The sequence below is a fragment of the Paenibacillus sp. FSL R5-192 genome (genome assembly GCF_000517845.1).
Lineage (GTDB): Bacteria > Bacillota > Bacilli > Paenibacillales > Paenibacillaceae > Paenibacillus > Paenibacillus amylolyticus.
Genome location: NZ_ASPR01000048.1, coordinates 38,251 through 56,773 on the forward strand (window position 1 = coordinate 38,251; position 18,523 = coordinate 56,773).

An 18,523-nucleotide genomic window follows, 5' to 3' on the forward strand; every position below is an offset into this window, starting at 1 on the left:
AAGAGGTCCCTTTTTCGAATGCTTATCGTGCATATCCTTGTCTCACTTGCTTTTCTTGCTCTTTTGTTTGCGTTCATCCTGTTCCCAATGTTTCAGCTGTGGATAAGGATCAAACGACCATTCGTGCAGTCCGCTGTCGCGATAGATCCCATAGTGCAGATGCGGAGGGAATTTGCCCTGTGTCCCAGGTTTCCCGTAACCCGAACTGCCCACCCAACCTACGACCTGACCGGGGATAACCACTTCACCGATGCGTGCGCTCTTGTCAAAACCCGAAAGGTGGGCGTAGTAATGATAATGGTTGTTCAAATCACGGATTCCGATGCGCCAGCCACCAAACGGATTCCAGCCTTTGATTTCCACGACCCCGTAACAGGTACTGCGCACAGGCAGGCCATGCGGAGCGAAAATATCTGTTCCCTCATGAATGCGATAACCGCCCCAGCTTCTTTTTGTCCCCCAGGTACTGCGATAGGAGTAGTTGGTTCCGAGCGGGACCGGAAAGGCATGTCCGAATAGATCCAGATTGTCAAAATGCTCATATAACTTCGCGAATTGCTGTATCCGTTGCACAGCACGGGAGTTGTGGTAATATTCCCACAAGGCAATGTTGAAGTCCTCTTGTTTGTTCCCGTAACCTTGAATAACAGAAGCCATGCTGTACAGCACATCCTGATCATTGTTGGCATCCGCTATACCGTCTCCTGAACCATCACGTCCATATCCTTTGAAAAAAAGAATGGATTCTGGATGTTGATCCGTCTCATCGGGATTTAGCCATCCTCTCCAGGCTGGAGGGGTCATGAAGATACCTGTAAGCCGCTCCGGATGCTTGCGATCCTTTGGATGTGCACGAGTAATCGTTCGTTCATACTGATCAATGGCAGCAAGCCTGTACCAGGGAATCTGGGTCATCTGACCAATGGTTTCATATAAATGGCGACGTGCAGCGAAAATTTCTGCGGGTTTTAACTCGGCAACCTGTGGTTTGGGAGCGGCCTGGGCGGGTTCACCGTAAACTTCAACAGGCAAGAATGGGAGAAGCAGAGTACCTGCAAGTAATGTTTTGATCCAAAAGCGGTACGTGTGCCTGAAGGTCAAGCGTTGTTGCACTAGGAAGCAGCCCCTTTCCATTAGAATGATACAAGGTACCCGATGAACCAAGCTAAAGGTTAGCGTTCTTCAAAAGTTCTCATTTTATCCATGTAAGCTCTTGGGGGGGAATCCAATTATACAAATTGTCCATATCGGGCATGAATGCACAAGATGTGACAAATGGGGGTTTTTCCAGCGCTTTCATGGTATAATATGTTCCGAGCAACAGCCTAACTTCAGTAGAAAGAAGGTTTATGCATTGGCTAAACGTGTTAAAGAACCGAAGCCGGATTGGATTCGGATCAAATTGACAACCGGCGATAACTATCAGGAAATGAAATCGATGATGCGTTCCAAAACGCTGCATACGGTATGTGAGGAAGCACGGTGTCCGAATATTTATGAATGCTGGGCCAATCGAACGGCCACTTTTATGATTTTGGGCGACATTTGCACAAGGGCATGCCGTTTTTGCGCGGTGAATACAGGCTTGCCAACGGAGCTTGATTTGCAGGAACCAGAACGTGTGGCGGAAGCAGCAGAGCAGATGAATCTGCAACACTGTGTAATTACAAGTGTAGCCCGTGATGATCTGAAAGATGGTGGAGCTACGATTTTTGCAGAGACGGTGAAGGCCGTACGGCGACGGTTGCCATTGTGCAGCGTTGAAGTACTCATTCCAGACTTTCTGGGCGATCGGGAATCTTTGCAGATTGTAATGGATGCCAAACCGGACATTCTGAATCACAATATTGAGACGGTTGAGCGGTTGTCAGACAAAGTGCGTGCCAAGGCGAAATATAAACGTTCACTGGAATTGCTTGCTCGTGCCAAAGAAATGCAACCTAACATCCCTACGAAATCAAGCATTATGCTTGGTGTAGGTGAGGAATATAATGAAATTTTATCAACAATGGATGATCTTCGTGCGGTGAACTGTGATATTATGACGATTGGTCAATATTTGCAGCCATCGGAGAAACATCTGTATGTTGAAAAGTATTATCCGCCAGAGGAGTTTGCTGCATTGAAACAGGAAGGATTAAAACGTGGGTTCAGCCACGTCGAATCCGGCCCGATGGTACGCAGCTCCTACCATGCGCATGAACAGGTGAAATCGGCTACCAAACATGCTGAACAGGCGGCAACACACGCGTGATGGAGGATACCGGATTGGAAGAAGAAAAAATCACAGAACAGATTCAGGACCAACTTCAGGATCAGATCCAGGAGCCGGTTCGGGAATCAGTTGTTGAATCGGTTGAGGAAAAGCCCAAAGAACCGGTCATTGTACAGATCGGCGGCAAAAATTATGAAATCGTCCAGAACCACAAAGAGGGCTGGAATCCAGAGGTTTTCCGTGATCGTTACAGTGAAGTGCTGGAGCGTTATGATTATATTATCGGAGACTGGGGTTATAGCCAGTTGAGGTTAAAAGGTTTTTACCGTGATAACCATCCAAAAGCAACGAAGGATTCCACGATTGCCAGTATGGTGGATTATATCAATGAATATTGTAACTTTGGCTGTGCGTACTTTGTGCTTCAGAAGAGCAAGGATCAACCTCAAGCCAAAGCAAAAAGCGGTTCCTGAGAAGGACCGCTTTTTTGGTGTGTTTATTTTAGTCAAGAAATGCCGTGCGAACCCGGTTCCAGAATGGATAAGGGCGGAAACGTGCGAAACTGACCTTGTGACTGGATACCTGACAACGGACAGAGATCAGATCCTCCACCATCACATTCACATGATCAATCGTCATCAATAACCGCTGATCCTTGCGGGAGAAAATATCACAATGATGATGCTTGGGCAAAATAACCGGTGAACCAAGTGTACGATAGACCCGGTTATTAATCGATGCAATCTCCGCAATCTGAATCGCCTCGATGGTTGGATGAACCATGGCACCGCCAAGGGCCTTGTTGTATGCCGTGCTGCCTGATGGCGTGGATACACAGATGCCATCCCCACGGAACATCTCAAATGTCACATCGTTAATATCGACCTGGGCTACGACGGTACCGTCTACACCTTTTAACGTAAATTCATTAAGGGCGATGTAAGAGGAATTCCCCGACTTTTTACGAATCTCAAGCTCCAAGAGTGGATATTGTACAATACGTGGTTTGAGACGCTCCGGATCTCCCTTGCCACTCATCAGCCTGACTAACTCCCGTAATTCTTCCTTCTTCCAATCGGCGTAAAAGCCGAGATGGCCTGTATGAACCCCAACAAAAGCAATATCCGGAATACGGTCGATGAAATTGTGAAATGCCTGTAGCATCGTACCATCGCCCCCGATGGAGATAACAATCTCCGGCGATTCTGCATCCAGCTTGAACCCTTCTTCCTTCGCCAGCGCGTGAAACTGCTGACTGAGATCAATCGATAACTGGTCTCCGCGGTCTTGAACATAGTATCTCAAGATGAAAGCTCCTTTGTGGTCATTATACTACCGATGATAATCAATTCCGCGGAAGAACACAACGTTTGAGCGCATATTCAGTTAAATATAGAAGAATCGTTGACTTATTTATTGGCATGTCGTCTAGGCTTGAGAATGGAACTTAATATCGCAAGGAATAACAACAACACGATGAGGCTTACAAAAACAATCATTCCGGATAAGAAAATCAGTCCCCAGTCCGGTGTATACGTTGATAACGATGGGATGAAACCGGGCTCCATGAGAACGGGTGAAGAGGAACGCCCCATCAGGGGTGTCCACAACAGCAGGACCAGCATAGGTGCGATTAGCGCATGGATTGCTCTGGCAAATAGAAATGGACCGTATCTCATGGGTGTGTTGCTAAGAACACTCATAATCTGTGCATGGACGGATAATCCCCCCCAAGAGAGAACAAAGGCTGCTGCTGCTACTTTATAGACGAGTGGGATGGATGCCCCGGCACCCCCAGCCTCTTTGTTCCCCAGCGTTACTTCAAACAGCCCACCGACCAAGCTAGGAGATAAGGATGGAGGCAGTCCGCTATGTCGTAACAATTGCTCGGTTATCCCGTATAATCCGCCAAGCCAACCGGTCTGGACAAGTAGCTCCATCATGACCGAGAAGAATACAACCAGCCCTCCTACGATAATAATAAGGCGAAGGGATGAGGAGACTGCCTGGCGCAGCAGTTCACCGAATGCCCGTCCGTCAGCTTTTCTTGCTTCATGCATCGCATAGATGGCCCGGACCAGTCTGTTTCTAGGTATCCCCTCCGATGGAGATCCAGAAGAACTGTCTGGGTGTGAGCCTTTTGCTGTACCCCCGTGAAAACGCATGAGCATACCCACCAGAAAAGCTGCAGCGTAATGGCTCGCAACCAATACTGGAGCAATGGCGACATTATGGAAGAATCCAACCGATACCGCTCCAATCATGAAGATCGGATCGGATGATGTAGTGAAGGCAACGAGCCGTTCTCCTTCTTCCCGGGTAACCAGCTTTTGTTCCCATAACTGAGCGGTCAGTTTCGCCCCTGTAGGATAACCGGATGCACAGCTCACGGCAAATACAAAACCACCGCTTCCGGGAACACGAAACAATGGGCGCATCAGTGGATTTAGCAAGGTACCTAGAAAATGAACAATGCCAAAGCCGAGCAGCAGCTCGGACAGCACCAAAAAAGGAAAAAGGGAGGGAAACAATACGTCCCACCAGATGGACAGTCCACGTACACCTGCATGCCAGGTTTCCGCTGGATACAAGACCATTAACACACAAAGGATCAGGAGAGCGATTGTGACCAGGACATGGGTGAGTCGTTGTGAAGCAGCCATGAATTCTTCTCCTTTATATTTGGAATGGTCGGTGTGCGGAAGTCTGTGATGTTATTGCCATCAATATATGAAAAAAAGTGGACAAACAGTACAAAATTATACGTAGAAAGCGCTTGCAAAAGTGGCTGTGTTTTTGAGTGATGTGTGCTAAAATGAGAAAAACGCCTGAACGTCACCTAATTGTCTCCAAGGTGGAATTCAATTCGGATGGAGTGATGATCATGAGTCTTGTCACCGGAATCCTGGTCTGTGCTTTTGTATATGTGATACGTGCCTCGCTGGTACGCTCTGAGGAAGAGGACTGGCGGAGTTATTAATGAAATATCTAGTGCGCCAACCCAAGCGGTTGGCGCTTTTTTTGTGTTATGTTTCGAATAAGGTCCTATATACAGATGGCAGGTTACATGTCCTGATGATTTCATGTTATATAGGACTTTTTGTTTTTTTTTGATAGAATGGAGATAAAGGCTTTTGTGGCCTGGATATTGTTACTGTTTTCACAATGTTCACGGAACGTGTAATATATGGCAAAATTCGACATCAGAAAGGGGAATCAGACGAATGAATCCCAGTTTGAGTATTTATGACAATCTTGGCGGTGAGAAAGGTGTTCGCGCACTGGTCGAGGCTTTCTATCCGATCGTTCAGCAGAATGAGCAGCTGGCTCCGCTTTTCCCGGAAGATATTCAGCCGGTCATCGACAAGCAGTATATGTTTTTGTCTCAGTTTTTTGGAGGACCAGGGCTGTTTTCCGAGGCGTTTGGACATCCGATGATGCGTGCCCGTCATATGCATTTTGAAGTGACGGTTGAACGGGCTGAGGCGTGGCTTGCATGTATGGATCAAGCCTTAACACAGATTGGTGTGGAGGAGCCCTTGCATTCGTTTATCCTACAGCGTTTATCCGGGCCTGCACATCATTTTGTGAATACACCGTAGATCCGAATATGATTATAAGCGTACGGGAGAGGGATGGAAGAGATTGGAATTAGAGCCACTGTATAAGGTGAAAGTGACCTGCCATTATTGCGAAACCGAGTATGAAACCTCACGGGTAAGACCGAGTTTGAAAAGGCCCTACCGGACGGATTCGGATTTTTGTGCTTACTACAAGCTGGAGAATCCAGATTTTTATGTGGTACGCATCTGTCCGCAGTGCGGGTTTGCCACGACGGAGAACGCAACGGAGCATTTAAATGATGCTCAGCGCAAGGCTTTTAAGGAACAGATCGGTAACCGCTGGGTTAAACGTGATTATAGCGGAGCACGAACAATGGAACAGGCGTTGGCAACGTACAAGCTTGCCTTGCTGTGCGCACAGGTTATCCGGGAGAAAGATCGTGTCGTCGCTGGTCTGCTGCATCATATAGCTTGGTTGTATCGTTATATGGAGGACCATGCACAGGAACATCGTTTTCTTGAATTTAGCCTGGAAGCCTATGTGAAGGTGTTCGAACGTGAAGGAACGGGTGGCAATGAAGCCAAACTGTTGTATTTGCTCGGGGAATTGAACCGCAGGGTAGGACGGTTTAATGAAGCAGTGCAATGGTTCAGCAAGGTCATTCATGACAAGCGGATCACAGATGCGGCCATGATTCGTGCTTCAAGGGAACAGTGGGCCGTGCTGCGTGAGCAGATGATTTCAAGTAAGTTGGAACTCCCTGAAGAGATGCTGGAAACAGACAAAGAGGCTGCAAAGCGCAGCCCCCTCTAGGTTAATCTTACATTAGTTACGGACAGGACGGCTAGATAACAAATAGTCACTGTCGTTGTCGATCACGGTCATGCTTGTATTACAGCAGGGAAAGACCAGTAATTTCTTTTTGCCTTCGCGAATGAGCACAAGCTCTTTGGGTTTGAGGGGGAGCAGCACGTTGCTTGCATGACAGTAGGGACATTGCTGTACATAGATGTCTCCCATCACAATATCGTAAGGCCAGCTGTTCTCAAACGGAATCATTCTTGTTCGCCTTCTGGTGCGGAAGGTTTGGAGGCTTCTTGTTTGGCGAGTTCCGCAATCTTCTGCATCAGGATATGTTGGGGCATGTGCATCAGGTGCTCCAAAGGTACGCCCAAGGATTCTGCTAATTTGACGGCTGTATCAGCCGATACTTGTAAAGGTTTCATACGTTTACCTCCTGAAAGTTACTATGAATACATGTTTAAAAAGTCTGGTTTTCAGTACCGAGAAGATGGAATGAAGCTAGAAATGGAGTAGCGGAGCGTAGGCAAACTACGTGAGCAACTACATTGTTTCCAAAGGAAACAACCTTCGTAAGCATCCGCTTATTTCGGCTGAATTTCAACTTCGATGCTGATGATGCCGTTAGGCATGATTCGTAATCAAAAGTGGACTTTTTGAACAACCTCTGTAGCTATTTCTCTAGTATAGAGATATGGCTGACAGAAAACCAGTTTTTAATTCAATCCTAACCATCCAATTTATAGAGAGAGGTGCCTTATTAAATGAAAACGCCATTACACCCCGTATGGGATCTGGAGTCCATTTTTAGTGGAGGTTCTTCCTCCGAGACATTTGCTACGTATCTGATTGAACTGGAAGAGGATGTACGTAAACTGCAACATCTGTTGAACGAAACAGATGCACCGACTTCATTAGAAGAGACGGCTGCATTTGATCCGATTTTGGAACTACTGCAAAGCTGTTATATCCGCATATCGGAAGGATCTGCGTTTGTATCCTGCCTCTCATCGCAAAACCAGAAGGACAAAAAGGCAACGCAGCTTCAAGGCGCCATCAGTTCCCTTGGTGCGATGCTGAACGGCAGCAAATCGAAGTTTGATAATACACTCAGTCAGACATCGGATTCGGTGTGGGACGCTTGGATTGCTCGGGAAGATATTCAGCCGCTGGCATTTGTACTGAACGAGAGTCGCACGCTGGCTCGTGAGAAGCTGTCGCCTGAACTGGAAGGCCTTGCACTGGATCTGGGTGTGGATGGTTACCATGGTTGGGGCAAATTCTATAACACGATTGTCAGCAAGGTGAACATTCCATTTGAGCAAGATGGGGAAACGGTGATGCTCTCCGCAGGACAGGCTGCCAACAAGCTGAGCGATAGTGATCGGAATGTACGCGAGACGGTATTCGCAAACTGGGAGCAAGCTTGGACTGATGTCGAAGATTTCTGTGCTGACACGCTGAATCATCTCGCGGGATTCCGTCTGAAGTTATATGAGAAACGTGGCTGGGATGATATCCTCAAAGAACCTCTGGCCATCAACCGGATGTCACGTCAGACATTGGATACGATGTGGGATGTGATTAATGGTGCCAAACCTGCACTTGTTCAATATCTGGAGCGCAAGGCAGAACTGCTGGGGGTAGACAAGCTCAGCTGGAGCGACGTAGATGCACCTGTAGGTAAATCAAGTGGCAAAATCACTTACGATGAGGCAGCCATCAATATTGTTGAACAATTTGCCAAGTTCAGTCCTAAACTTTCCTCGTTTGCAGAGATGGCTTTTGAGAAACGCTGGATCGAAGCAGAAGACCGTCCTGGCAAGCGTCCAGGCGGATTCTGTACGTCTTTGCCACTTAGCAAAGCAACCCGAATTTTCATGACCTTCTCCGGGACACCATCTAATGTGTCGACTCTTGCGCATGAACTTGGGCATGGATATCATCAACACATTATGGAAGAGTTGCCTGCATTGAATCAACGTTATGCGATGAATGTGGCTGAGACAGCGTCCACGTTTGCTGAACTGATTGTAGCAGATGCCCTGGTGCAGGCGGCAACAGATGAGCAAGAGAAGCTGGCTTTGCTGGAAGACAAGATACAGCGAAGTGTGGCTTTCTTTATGAACATCCATGCCCGGTTCCTGTTTGAGAATCGTTTCTATGAACAACGCAAAAAAGGTCTGGTCAACGCGGATGAATTATCCAAATTAATGGTGGAGGCGCAGCAGGAAGCGTTCTGCGGTGTACTTGCATCAGATCATCCTCATTTCTGGGCATCCAAACTGCATTTCTATCTGACGGGTGTGCCATTCTATAATTTCCCATACACGTTCGGTTATATGTTCAGTGCGGGAATCTATGCGAGAGCACAGCAAGAAGGAACGGCATTTGCAGATAAATACGATGATTTGTTGCGGGATACAGGGCGTATGACGGTCGAAGAACTTGCTCAGAAACATCTGGGTACGGACCTGACACAACCGGAATTCTGGCAAAATGCTGCGGACTTGGTTATTGCCGATATTGAGCAGTTTCTGCAGATGACAGCAACCGAAAAATAGGTTGAATATAATAGGTTGAATATATATGAAAAGGCTGCAATTCCGTGTTAACAGACACAGGATTGCAGCCTTTTTTTGTACAGAATCCTCATTTTTGATTCTCGAAGATTTTGTCGTAATTAATTGAAAAAGCTCAGTTTAAGGGAGCGGAATGGCAATTAATTGTGCAAATCATAGTTAGAAATACCCAACTTTGCCTTTCTTTGTTGAATGAGCACATATGATGTCATATAATGAGTCGTAAGTCCTTGCTGTATAGGACTATAAGCATATAAGGAGAGTGTTAATATGAAAATTGATGAGCTTTCATTAGCGAGACAGTTGGATCTGGTATTCAAAGAACTTGATAATGAGTTATCAGGGTTAGATTCAGGGGTAGTTTTTGTGCAAATACGAAACAACGTAATTGGGAAATTCGGTATTCGACATAATCCGATAGCTGGACGAGATGGGCAGATGGATGTGGAGGAAGGGGGGCTAAACGAAACCCAGAGAACTTCTTTCCGGGCAATGGCTCTGGAGACGTTGAAATTCAAACGTAATTGGACGCATGGCGAAATATCGTACGACTTCACAGTAAGACAAGGTATGATTTTGGTAGATGCAACGATGGAGTCTAATTACAATATGGCGAGCCTGATGATTCGTTACCCTAGAACCAATACATACAAGGATTCAGATATGGAGTCGACCTCCTAATTAGTTGCACAAGAGAAAGCGGCACTTCCGAAGAAGGCCGCTTTTACTTTTGAATTCTGCTTAGGCTCAAGCAATAATTACGAGCTTACGAACGACCCGATAATTGCTGCTCAGCGATTTGCACCAGACGTTTAGTGATGTATCCACCCAGAGAACCTGTCTCACGGGAAGTATAGTTACCGTAGTAACCATCTTGTGGAATAGTTACACCCAGCTCTTGAGCAGCTTCAATTTTCAATTGTTGCAATGCTGCTGTTGCTTGGGGAACGACCAGGTTGTTGGAGCGGCTACCGCTACCTTGGTTTTGACTTCCGTACATATGTGTCACCTCCTTATGGGTTGGTGATGTTAGTATGGTTAGAGAATACGGAAATATACATGATATGGCGTAAGGAAAAATATGGATAACAATCAGTGCACAGGACACATAAAAAAGCCGACCCAATGCGGGTCGGCAAGTTGTATTTGGATATCAAAATATAGGGTGATATGCGTAAAAGCAAAATAGAGCATGATCAGCTCGCTTAGTCTGTAGGAGGTATAACCTCAATACGTGTAAATAACTCAACAGGCTGTTCCGGTTCCAAGCGAATCAACCCGGTTTGTTCATCCGATAAAGCCAAATTAGGTGCATCCGGGAGCCAAGTGTACGGTTCAATGCACAAGAACTGATCGGATTCACCTTTGGTAAAGAGAACCCAATGTTTGAAAAATGCTTCATCTGCTGAATATTTCAATGTATATCCATCTTGCCTGCGTAAGTAAGCCGTAGCCGGTTCACCTTCGGTAGCTTTCAACAGGGTATCCCAGTTACGTCCCTGCAAATTGATGCCTTCGTTCAGAGCAGACCATTCACCCAGGGATTCCAGTTCACCTGTCGGTAGTTGTTCTTCATTCTGTCCGTATATTCCGGAAACAGGCAGTTGCAGTGTCCAGTCGGCAGGTTTGCCGTCTAACAAAAACCATGTATGATATCCCATCCCAAAAGGAGCAGGCGTTGAGCTCAGATTGGTGACTCGCAGACGTTGGCTAAATACAGCGTTTTGCAGACTGAACGTCATCTCAAGTTTTAGGGGAATCGGGAATTGGGCCATCCAATGCTCTTCATTTTCGGTCAGTAATTCAGTCGTAATTGCACAGCCGTCTTCATCTTCCTCAATGTCACTGACACACCAGGATTGGGTACGGTGGAGACCGTGAATATGGTTGTCATTCGCCGTGTTCTGATCAAACTGGTAACGAACGCCTTCATATTCGAATTGTCCACGATGAATGCGCCCTGGTGGAATCAGGAGAGGAACGCCAAAATGGTACGGCTTCTGCAGATAAAAGGCAAGATCGTCTTCATCCGGACGGCGGACGACATCTCTGTCCTGCACTAAATCGCGAATAGAAATAATATTATTTCCAAGACGCGGCAGCAGGGTGATTTCCAATTCACGGCTATGTAGGATATACGTGTCGTAACCATTCCATTGGCCTTTGGTCACTTGTTTCATATCGATGCTCCTTTTCCCACTTGAAATCTGTCTGCAAGCAGTTGTGATGAAGCTACTGCTGCAGGCGTGTCGTTGTGTACATGCCAGCTATTTCCTGCGCTATTTCGTGTGAAGTAGGCAACAGGATAAGCAATTCCATCATAACAGATTTTGATGTCTCGGGTAAAAAAGTTCAACTCATTTTGACATTCACGCCTGTGCGCATTAAGATGGAACTCTGAAAGCATTTATTAGAATTAAATGACATGAAATCGATGACAGGGATAAGTAGGCCAAGAGAATCCTCTCCAGAAAGCCGGTGGTTGATGTGAACCGGTGTGAGCTCTTTACCGAATGGACCCTTGAGTGTAGGTTTGAACAGGTTAAGCCAGAGATGGGCTTGCCCCACTAGAGTCTGCCGTATAATCCACGTTACGGAACAATGAAGGCATTTCTTCAGCTTGACTTGATTTCAGGGTCAGGAGCAATCGAAGAAAAGCGAATAAGGGTGGCACCACGGTCTCACGTCCCTTGCGGATGTGGGGCCTTTTTGCGTTCGCAGAGAATGGCAGGAGTTTTTTATATACAATCAGGGAGGCGTTATGTGTAATGAAAACAGTACTTTCAGGTATTCAGCCAAGCGGTAAGCTCACATTGGGCAACTATATTGGTGCAATCAAAAATTTTGTAAAACTCCAGCATGACTATCAATGTCATTTCATGGTGGTTGATCTTCACGCCATCACCGTGGCTCAGGAGCCAGCAGCATTGCGTGAACAGTCTGAAGCGGTAGCCGCACTGTTTATTGCAGCAGGTATTGATCCGTCGAAGTCTAACGTATTTCTGCAATCCCATGTACCGCAGCACGCGGAATTGGGCTGGTTGATGACAACGCTGACCTCCATGGGTGAGCTTGAACGCATGACTCAGTTTAAGGATAAATCATCCGGTAAAGATTCCGTTGGTGCCGGACTGTTTGTGTATCCATCATTAATGGCGGCTGATATTTTGTTATACAATGCTGACCTTGTACCAGTAGGTGAGGACCAGAAGCAGCATCTGGAACTGACACGTGATCTGGCAGGACGTTTTAACCACCGTTATGGGGAGTACTTCACCATTCCAGATCCGTATATTCCGCAGGTGGGTGCACGGGTAATGTCACTTGATGATGCCTCTTCGAAAATGAGCAAAAGTAACCCTAACGCTGGCAGCTATATTGCCCTGCTGGATCCGCCGGATGTGATTCGCAAAAAAATCAGCCGTGCCACTACAGATTCGGGACGTGAAGTCGTATATGATCCGGCAAACAAACCGGAAGTCAGCAATCTGATGAGTATTTATGCTGAATGTGCAGGTATGACGCTTAAGGAAGTAGCTGAGCGTTATGAAGGCAAGATGTATGGTCCGTTCAAAAAGGAACTGGCTGAAGTGGTTGTATCTGTGATTGAACCGCTGCAACAACGATATAATGAGATTCGTGAGTCTGGCGAATTGGCGGATGTTCTGGATACGTCAGCCCGTCGTGCAGAAGAAGTTGCTGCTCAAACGTTGGATGCAGTTAAAGAACGTATGGGATTTGTTCCGAGACGTAAACAGTAGTCCTGAACAAAGATCTTCATTTCATGCAATGAATAGTTAACATAAATAAAGAGGAGCCCTATTGAAGGACTCCTCTTTATTCATGCGTTCATTATTGAACTATCAAATGACCTGCTCAAGAAGTGGGCTCTGAAGCAGCCGAGCGAACTTCCTGACGTTCTTTTTTGGCGCGAATCACAAATCCCCAGCCAATGTTGGCAATGGACAGGACAAACAGTAGTGCAGCAAACCAACCGGAGTAGGAGATCATAATTGCTGAAACCGTTAACAAGATAATCGAAGAGAATGCGAACCATAAAGACAAGCCTTTACTCATTGGGAAAAACCTCCATATACAAATTTAGTAAAACTCCGTATAACCTGTAGCCTACGAGCCATAATAATCTTGCAAGCTTGCAATTACATTACAGACACAGATTGAAGGGAGATTATAAATATGGCTCAAGGATCTCGTTCTAACAACTTGGTGGTACCTCAGGCAAATTCAGCATTGCAACAATTGAAAATGGAGGCTGCACAGGAACTGGGTGTAACTATCCCACAAGACGGTTACTATGGTAACTACACTTCCCGTGAAACAGGATCTTTGGGTGGATATATCACCAAACGTCTGGTACAAATCGCTGAGCAGTCTCTGGCTGGGTCTGGCAAATAATTTATTTTAACCAACAGCAACAAAACAGGATAAACAGAAAGCCCGGAGCGGAAACGCTCCGGGCTTTCTCGCGTATCAGTTCCTATGTCTGATTGTGCCTTGCCATGCTCACTTCGTCAAGGGCGTGCAGACAAAAGTTTTTTATCCATTTTCTCATCGCTTAACCAGCCTACATAGGTATCAATCGTTTCAAAATTCCGATCCATCACAATCACAGCGACAAATGGATATTGTTTCCGGTGTCGATAACGTACATCTGCCCAACGGACCTTGTAACCGGCAGGCAGTTCTTCAACCTCTGCCACCGCATAGGAGGTGAAATAGAGGAAGGCACTGACTTCCGGTGATTTGCGTGAAGCAGCAACGGCCGCATGAGTAGAAGACGAAGCGTGCAGACTCCATACCAGATTAGAACCATCCATTTTACCGATCACATAACTGCCGTCCTCAACTCGTTTAACCACATGCCAGCGGTTCCAGGATATCGTTGGAATGACGATGTATCTTGCCTGCTCTGGGCTGTTGTCGAGACGTCTGACTTTTCTGACCGCTTGTGCACGAGCAATCGTTCGCCATATATAATATAAACCGGTCAAACTATACAACGTAACGAAGAGTGGTGCAGGGGCGATCAGATCAAAGGCCCATAACAGGATAGCTATGACATGTGTAGTGAATAGAAACGGATCAAAAATATGAATGATGTTCCAGGCGATCCAGCGTTCCGTAAAAGGCCGGGCGGCTTGGGTTCCATAGGTGTTGAACAGATCGGTGAATACATGAAAGCCTACGGCCACAGCGGTCCACGTGGCAACGTGTCCAATAGGGACACCAGGGAATATCAATGCAATGACGCCGGTGATGAGCAAAACCCATAACAGGAGAAATGGCAGAGAGTGTGACAAACCCCGATGATTCCGAATGTAAAGCGAGTTGCTTTTGAGACGTAACGCAGTATCAATGTCCGGGGCCTGAGAACCGGCGATCGTGCCAACCATTACCGCAGCTGCAAGCATGGGACTCGCCGCGACGACAGGATCGACATAAGCCAGACCGGCTAGACCAATCCCCATGACAAAATGTGTAGAGGTATCCATAAACGTCTCCTTTGTGTGGTATATCGTTCTAAGGCATATTACTTCTCTATCTAGGTGATACCCATATATAGTGTATAATATCCGTTTGTCAGGATGCAAAACATCCCTAATTTCAAAGTTATGACAATTTCCTGTGCTATACCCAATAAATGTACGTAGTTTGTCAAACTATTTTGGCATTTCCTATGATAAACTTTATATCGAATACTGAGAAAAAATGCGGCAGACAATGCGGGGTCGGTTATATTACATAAATATTTATGGGCATTGTTCCTTAAAACCGTTACAATAATATAGAATCTCATAAAAAGTAGGTTTCTTTGAATACATATGTCACAGTAGATGGATAAAGCGAAAAGAACGTGATTTTGGATTCACATATGTATGCGTATTCATAAGAGAAGATGCAGAAGGGACGAGGAAGATGCTGAAAAAGTACAAATGGACATGGATGCTGCTCGGGCTCGCACTGATAATGGCTGTGTATCTGATGTGGGGCACCGTATTTGCCAGTAAGGAAAAATTACCCGAGATTCGTGAAATCCAATCCTTTTCCATGGAAAATGTAGATGGCAGTACGGTATCACTGGAGGATACGCAAGGGAAAGTCCGATTGTTCTACTTTTATTTCACCAGTTGTCCGGATGTCTGCCCGATTACGACGTTTACGTTATCCCAGGTGCAGGATCTGTTGAAAGAGGACGACACCTTTGGTAAAGATGTCTCATTTGTATCTATTTCATTCGACCCGAAAGTCGATACAAGAGAGAAGATTAAGACGTTTGCGGACCGTTTCCACGCGGATTATTCCGGATGGTACTTCTTACGAGGGGATATGGACAAAACAAAACAGTTGGCCAAGGAATCATTCCAGATCCTGATCGATGGGGAGAGTAAGGATGATTTTGCCCATATGAATATGATTGGTCTGGTGGATGAGAACAACCAGCTGCGCAAGGTATATAATGCATTTAATACAGAGGACGTTGTGCCAGCTGTCATTGCCGAGGATATTCGCAATCTGATTAAGGAATAATCATCTGATACTCATATTGTAAAGGCTGCCTTCAGGTTGGATATCAACCCAAAGGCAGCCTTCTGGTATTTCATTTTAATAGGAAGGATGTTCAGGGTATTGGATGTATGTCTCTAACCCGGCTTTCTCCAGCTGGGCAATGATATACTCATCAGGTGTTCCTTCCACACCCGCATATCCTCGTCGTGTATACATCTGTACTGCATCCGGGAAAGCATCCCGAAGGACACCTCTAATTTTTTTGCCGGAACTGTCATTATCCATAAATAAAAAGACTTCATCGTAACCGACTTGCTTGCGCAGGGTCTCCAACTTGAGGGAATTAAGTGTTCCAAACGTACATAGAATGTTGATTTCGGGTCCAACCAGACGTTTCAGTTTGCTTCGGTCATTCTTACCTTCCACAATGACATGAATAGGCATGATATTCACCTCTTGTTCGAGAGCTTATGTCGACATTCCCCGGGAAATGTTGCAGCGAAAATCGACTGATTATATAAAATGGACTCCTTTCTTTACACGACTGCTAACTGGATAGAACAACACATCAAGTTTGAGGTCTTATTTCATAAATGCATCATTAGGTCAGTAATAGCTTTAGTGGCCGTTCCGGTTACGGATCGTTCTTCCGATCGCTGTTGTCTCCATATATTTCTGATTTGCTTTTATAAAGTTAATATTTGGAGACAAAGGCGAACGCTACCGCTTCTTCAAAATCGATTCCGTCCCCTTCACTACTTTTGGCTAATTGTTCAACCTTAATGATCTTCAATAAGATAAAACCTTCGGTGATTGTAAAAGATAGATTTCCCAGTTAGCTTTTATTAACGTGTAAAACGTTAGTCCATTTTATATAGTTTAGCTGTAAATGGGGGAATGATGCAAAGCTAATGAAAATACTGGCCTAATTGATGTCATTACGGTAAGGACACAGAGTCTGATCGGAATTTAATTCAATATACTTTTCGGATCGGACAGGGAAGCTTCGCGTCTGGATGTATAGTATGGAAGCAGCAACATACCAATCATTAACAAAAGAAACGCGATGAAATAGGGTGATAACCCAACACGAAGTTGCCCGGCTGTGATGGGGCCGATGAAAGAGCCGATGGAGGTGGCAATGGATTGCAACGAGAAAATGCGGCCCAACTTGCTTCCTCCGCTCAGACGGATAAATAGGGTTGCCATAGCTGGAAAGATGATGCCTTTGGACATCCCAAGTACAAATAATACAGTAGACAACGGAACTTGCGGAATGGCTGCCATCACAAAAAAACACAAGGACATTAACAGCACGCCCGCAACCAGACGCAGTTTGGGGGAATACCGGTTGAGGAATAACATGCTGAGTGTGAAGAGTGCCCCAATACTGATTATAGAGAACAGCAGTCCGGTAGACATGATGGACGATTGTCCTCCGCCCCGCAGGGGTAATTCGAAGAAGAGAATCCCTTGGGCACAGGCAATCACCAGAGGCAAGGCAAAGTATCGCCAGGACACCGGCAGGAATGCACTTGTGGCATCTACTGGTGAAACGTCAGCTTTGGCAGGTTCAGTTACTCTCTCCTGCTGCTTGATGATGCCGCGGGGCATCGTCATGAAAGCAATGACACCTGTGAGAATAAGCAGATAGCCCAAACCTGAGAATGTAGCAGAGAATCCCATGGAACCCACAATGATCGCACCGGCTGCTGGTGATACGACAGATGCAAGGGTATGCACTACCCCGTGACCCGACATATACTTCCCTTGTTTCACCGGATCGCTGGATAACTGTGCAAGCAGGGCGAGACATGCAGGAGACAGGAAGGCCAGCACAAACCCGCTGATGGAACGCAGCGCCAGCAATTGCCATGGTGTTTGGACATAGGCTTGTAAGAGCAGGATGAATCCTGCACCGAGCAGACTGAATACAATGTAGCGGCGACTGCCATGTTTATCGATTTGTGTTCCAGCAATCAGATTGCCAGGAAGATGTGTTAAGGAATAGATGCCCATCATCCAGCCAATGAAAGTAGGGGCGGCTCCCAGCGAGATGGCAAAAGGGGTCAGAATGGGATACTGGGCGTGCAAATCAAATACGGCAAGGAACAAAAACAGGTATAGCCAGATGGCCGTTTTCACATAAGCCCCTCCTTGTTAAGCGATGCATGTTCAAACTACAGGTCTTGAACGTGTTCCCCGTTCGCCCGGCAGAACCTCATGGTACTACTTGTACGCCCGGCGGGACGAACTTAGACCGTTTATTTTTAAGGGAGAGGGCTTAGCTGACAGCAGCTTCGGAAATCATGTATAATATTCGGGAGTGTTACGAATGAATTCTAATACGGAAGGTGTAGTCATGAACATAGAAGTAATCAAAGAGTTTGTGATGCAGAACTGGCTGGTGATCGTGGTTGCACTGATCATATTGTTCTTTGTTCTGAATGTGGTCAAAACCGTATTGAAATGGGCGATTGCCATCATCATTATTGCGGCTCTACTGATATACAGCGGCATCTCCATTGATCAGATCAAACAGACAGTGACAGACGTACAATCCAGCACGATGGACACATTGAAGAAGGAAGCAACCAGCATGATGCTTAAGGAGGCTTCCAAAGCGAAATACGTCAAAGGACAGGATGGAGTGTTCACCATCACAAGTCCCAATGTGGAGATTAAGGGCAGAACTCAATCGGATAAAGTTGATGTGACCTTCCGCGGAATTTCACTTGGCGAATGGAAACTCGACAATGAAACTATACGTACGTTTGTCGAACAGGCACAGGAGAACAAAACAGCACCAGCATCGTAGTAAAGGGGGAATCGG

The 18,523-nt window shown here is 46.1% G+C and carries 22 protein-coding genes and 1 other annotated feature; of the genes, 11 read left to right on the forward strand and 11 right to left on the reverse strand.

Annotation, left to right across the window (positions count from 1 at the left end; all coding sequences use genetic code 11):
* Nucleotides 1–42: 42 nt before the first annotated feature.
* On the reverse strand, nt 43–1,113 hold the full coding sequence (locus C161_RS23890; RefSeq protein ID WP_036673292.1) for a M23 family metallopeptidase: 1,071 nt from the start codon (nt 1,111–1,113) through the stop codon (nt 43–45).
* A gap of 241 nt (nt 1,114–1,354) precedes the next feature.
* On the opposite strand from C161_RS23890, the gene lipA reads away from it, so the two are divergent.
* Nucleotides 1,355–2,254 carry a lipoyl synthase gene (gene lipA, locus C161_RS23895; protein ID WP_036605720.1) on the forward strand — a complete coding sequence of 300 codons (900 nt, stop codon included), beginning with the start codon at nt 1,355–1,357 and terminating at the stop codon, nt 2,252–2,254.
* A 14-nt stretch (nt 2,255–2,268) separates the two neighbouring features.
* Nucleotides 2,269–2,688 carry a YutD family protein gene (locus tag C161_RS23900; RefSeq protein ID WP_235193916.1) on the forward strand — a complete coding sequence of 140 codons (420 nt, stop codon included), beginning with the start codon at nt 2,269–2,271 and terminating at the stop codon, nt 2,686–2,688.
* 28 nt (nt 2,689–2,716) lie between these two features.
* Here C161_RS23900 and C161_RS23905 read toward each other — a convergent pair whose 3' ends face one another.
* Nucleotides 2,717–3,520 carry an NAD kinase gene (locus C161_RS23905; protein WP_036673293.1) on the reverse strand — a complete coding sequence of 268 codons (804 nt, stop codon included), beginning with the start codon at nt 3,518–3,520 and terminating at the stop codon, nt 2,717–2,719.
* 104 nt (nt 3,521–3,624) lie between these two features.
* Nucleotides 3,625–4,878 (reverse strand): sporulation integral membrane protein YlbJ, encoded by a 1,254-nt coding sequence (gene ylbJ / locus C161_RS23910; RefSeq protein WP_036673294.1) that lies wholly within the window; start codon nt 4,876–4,878, stop codon nt 3,625–3,627.
* Nucleotides 4,879–5,030: 152 nt separating this feature from the next.
* Between ylbJ and C161_RS32465 the strand changes: the two genes are divergently transcribed.
* From C161_RS32465 to C161_RS23920, 3 genes are all read left to right on the forward strand, one after another.
* Entirely contained in the window at nt 5,031–5,195 is a 165-nt protein-coding gene (locus tag C161_RS32465) for a hypothetical protein (protein ID WP_155984997.1), read from the forward strand.
* A 244-nt stretch (nt 5,196–5,439) separates the two neighbouring features.
* Nucleotides 5,440–5,817: a globin domain-containing protein gene (locus C161_RS23915; RefSeq protein ID WP_036605723.1), complete on the forward strand. Its 378-nt coding sequence runs from the start codon at nt 5,440–5,442 to the stop codon at nt 5,815–5,817.
* A gap of 43 nt (nt 5,818–5,860) precedes the next feature.
* Entirely contained in the window at nt 5,861–6,592 is a 732-nt protein-coding gene (locus C161_RS23920; RefSeq protein WP_036673296.1) for a DUF2225 domain-containing protein, read from the forward strand.
* 12 nt (nt 6,593–6,604) lie between these two features.
* Here C161_RS23920 and C161_RS23925 read toward each other — a convergent pair whose 3' ends face one another.
* Both C161_RS23925 and C161_RS32080 read right to left on the reverse strand, forming a co-directional pair.
* Nucleotides 6,605–6,838, reverse strand: a complete 234-nt coding sequence (locus tag C161_RS23925; RefSeq protein WP_017692378.1) for a hypothetical protein — start codon at nt 6,836–6,838, stop codon at nt 6,605–6,607.
* Nucleotides 6,835–7,005 (reverse strand): YycC family protein, encoded by a 171-nt coding sequence (locus C161_RS32080; protein WP_017692379.1) that lies wholly within the window; start codon nt 7,003–7,005, stop codon nt 6,835–6,837. Before C161_RS32080 ends, C161_RS23925 begins: the two co-directional genes overlap by 4 nt.
* Before the next feature lie 339 nt (nt 7,006–7,344).
* On the opposite strand from C161_RS32080, the gene C161_RS23930 reads away from it, so the two are divergent.
* The gene (locus C161_RS23930) at nt 7,345–9,144 is read left to right on the forward strand and encodes a M3 family oligoendopeptidase (RefSeq protein WP_036673297.1); all 1,800 of its coding nucleotides are present in this window, start codon (nt 7,345–7,347) and stop codon (nt 9,142–9,144) included.
* Between the two features lie 288 nt (nt 9,145–9,432).
* The gene (locus tag C161_RS23935) at nt 9,433–9,843 is read left to right on the forward strand and encodes a hypothetical protein (RefSeq protein ID WP_017692381.1); all 411 of its coding nucleotides are present in this window, start codon (nt 9,433–9,435) and stop codon (nt 9,841–9,843) included.
* A gap of 85 nt (nt 9,844–9,928) precedes the next feature.
* On the opposite strand, the gene C161_RS23940 is transcribed toward C161_RS23935, so the two are convergent.
* Nucleotides 9,929–10,162: an alpha/beta-type small acid-soluble spore protein gene (locus C161_RS23940; protein WP_047841310.1), complete on the reverse strand. Its 234-nt coding sequence runs from the start codon at nt 10,160–10,162 to the stop codon at nt 9,929–9,931.
* 205 nt (nt 10,163–10,367) lie between these two features.
* Nucleotides 10,368–11,342 (reverse strand): aldose 1-epimerase, encoded by a 975-nt coding sequence (locus C161_RS23945; protein WP_036673298.1) that lies wholly within the window; start codon nt 11,340–11,342, stop codon nt 10,368–10,370.
* A 245-nt stretch (nt 11,343–11,587) separates the two neighbouring features.
* Nucleotides 11,588–11,856: a binding site (T-box leader), on the forward strand.
* A 74-nt stretch (nt 11,857–11,930) separates the two neighbouring features.
* On the opposite strand from C161_RS23945, the gene trpS reads away from it, so the two are divergent.
* Nucleotides 11,931–12,923, forward strand: a complete 993-nt coding sequence (trpS, locus tag C161_RS23950) for a tryptophan--tRNA ligase (protein ID WP_036605729.1) — start codon at nt 11,931–11,933, stop codon at nt 12,921–12,923.
* Nucleotides 12,924–13,038: 115 nt separating this feature from the next.
* On the opposite strand, the gene C161_RS23955 is transcribed toward trpS, so the two are convergent.
* Nucleotides 13,039–13,239 carry a hypothetical protein gene (locus tag C161_RS23955; protein WP_017692385.1) on the reverse strand — a complete coding sequence of 67 codons (201 nt, stop codon included), beginning with the start codon at nt 13,237–13,239 and terminating at the stop codon, nt 13,039–13,041.
* A 120-nt stretch (nt 13,240–13,359) separates the two neighbouring features.
* Between C161_RS23955 and C161_RS23960 the strand changes: the two genes are divergently transcribed.
* A complete protein-coding gene (locus C161_RS23960; protein WP_024634589.1) occupies nt 13,360–13,578 on the forward strand; it encodes an alpha/beta-type small acid-soluble spore protein in 219 nt (72 codons plus the stop codon).
* 116 nt (nt 13,579–13,694) lie between these two features.
* On the opposite strand, the gene C161_RS23965 is transcribed toward C161_RS23960, so the two are convergent.
* Nucleotides 13,695–14,675: a metal-dependent hydrolase gene (locus C161_RS23965; RefSeq protein ID WP_036605731.1), complete on the reverse strand. Its 981-nt coding sequence runs from the start codon at nt 14,673–14,675 to the stop codon at nt 13,695–13,697.
* A gap of 424 nt (nt 14,676–15,099) precedes the next feature.
* On the opposite strand from C161_RS23965, the gene C161_RS23970 reads away from it, so the two are divergent.
* A complete protein-coding gene (locus C161_RS23970; protein WP_036673300.1) occupies nt 15,100–15,711 on the forward strand; it encodes an SCO family protein in 612 nt (203 codons plus the stop codon).
* Nucleotides 15,712–15,786: 75 nt separating this feature from the next.
* Here the strand turns inward: C161_RS23970 and C161_RS23975 are convergent, their stop codons facing one another.
* Both C161_RS23975 and C161_RS23980 read right to left on the reverse strand, forming a co-directional pair.
* Nucleotides 15,787–16,134: a toprim domain-containing protein gene (locus tag C161_RS23975; protein ID WP_036605733.1), complete on the reverse strand. Its 348-nt coding sequence runs from the start codon at nt 16,132–16,134 to the stop codon at nt 15,787–15,789.
* Nucleotides 16,135–16,659: 525 nt separating this feature from the next.
* Nucleotides 16,660–17,835 carry an MFS transporter gene (locus C161_RS23980; RefSeq protein ID WP_036673303.1) on the reverse strand — a complete coding sequence of 392 codons (1,176 nt, stop codon included), beginning with the start codon at nt 17,833–17,835 and terminating at the stop codon, nt 16,660–16,662.
* Between the two features lie 190 nt (nt 17,836–18,025).
* On the opposite strand from C161_RS23980, the gene C161_RS23985 reads away from it, so the two are divergent.
* A complete protein-coding gene (locus C161_RS23985; RefSeq protein WP_200869433.1) occupies nt 18,026–18,508 on the forward strand; it encodes an ATPase in 483 nt (160 codons plus the stop codon).
* Nucleotides 18,509–18,523: the final 15 nt, after the last annotated feature.

Coding starts and splice junctions, on each gene's coding strand:
- ylbJ (WP_036673294.1), bottom strand. CDS start 4,878: ATGGCTGCTTCACAACGACTCACCCATGTCCTGGTCACAATCGCTCTC.
- C161_RS32465 (WP_155984997.1), top strand. CDS start 5,031: ATGAGAAAAACGCCTGAACGTCACCTAATTGTCTCCAAGGTGGAATTC.
- C161_RS23915 (WP_036605723.1), top strand. CDS start 5,440: ATGAATCCCAGTTTGAGTATTTATGACAATCTTGGCGGTGAGAAAGGT.
- C161_RS23925 (WP_017692378.1), bottom strand. CDS start 6,838: ATGATTCCGTTTGAGAACAGCTGGCCTTACGATATTGTGATGGGAGAC.
- C161_RS32080 (WP_017692379.1), bottom strand. CDS start 7,005: ATGAAACCTTTACAAGTATCGGCTGATACAGCCGTCAAATTAGCAGAA.
- C161_RS23930 (WP_036673297.1), top strand. CDS start 7,345: ATGAAAACGCCATTACACCCCGTATGGGATCTGGAGTCCATTTTTAGT.
- C161_RS23935 (WP_017692381.1), top strand. CDS start 9,433: ATGAAAATTGATGAGCTTTCATTAGCGAGACAGTTGGATCTGGTATTC.
- C161_RS23940 (WP_047841310.1), bottom strand. CDS start 10,162: ATGTACGGAAGTCAAAACCAAGGTAGCGGTAGCCGCTCCAACAACCTG.
- C161_RS23945 (WP_036673298.1), bottom strand. CDS start 11,342: ATGAAACAAGTGACCAAAGGCCAATGGAATGGTTACGACACGTATATC.
- trpS (WP_036605729.1), top strand. CDS start 11,931: ATGAAAACAGTACTTTCAGGTATTCAGCCAAGCGGTAAGCTCACATTG.
- C161_RS23955 (WP_017692385.1), bottom strand. CDS start 13,239: ATGAGTAAAGGCTTGTCTTTATGGTTCGCATTCTCTTCGATTATCTTG.
- C161_RS23960 (WP_024634589.1), top strand. CDS start 13,360: ATGGCTCAAGGATCTCGTTCTAACAACTTGGTGGTACCTCAGGCAAAT.
- C161_RS23965 (WP_036605731.1), bottom strand. CDS start 14,675: ATGGATACCTCTACACATTTTGTCATGGGGATTGGTCTAGCCGGTCTG.
- C161_RS23970 (WP_036673300.1), top strand. CDS start 15,100: ATGCTGAAAAAGTACAAATGGACATGGATGCTGCTCGGGCTCGCACTG.
- C161_RS23975 (WP_036605733.1), bottom strand. CDS start 16,134: ATGCCTATTCATGTCATTGTGGAAGGTAAGAATGACCGAAGCAAACTG.
- C161_RS23985 (WP_200869433.1), top strand. CDS start 18,026: ATGAATTCTAATACGGAAGGTGTAGTCATGAACATAGAAGTAATCAAA.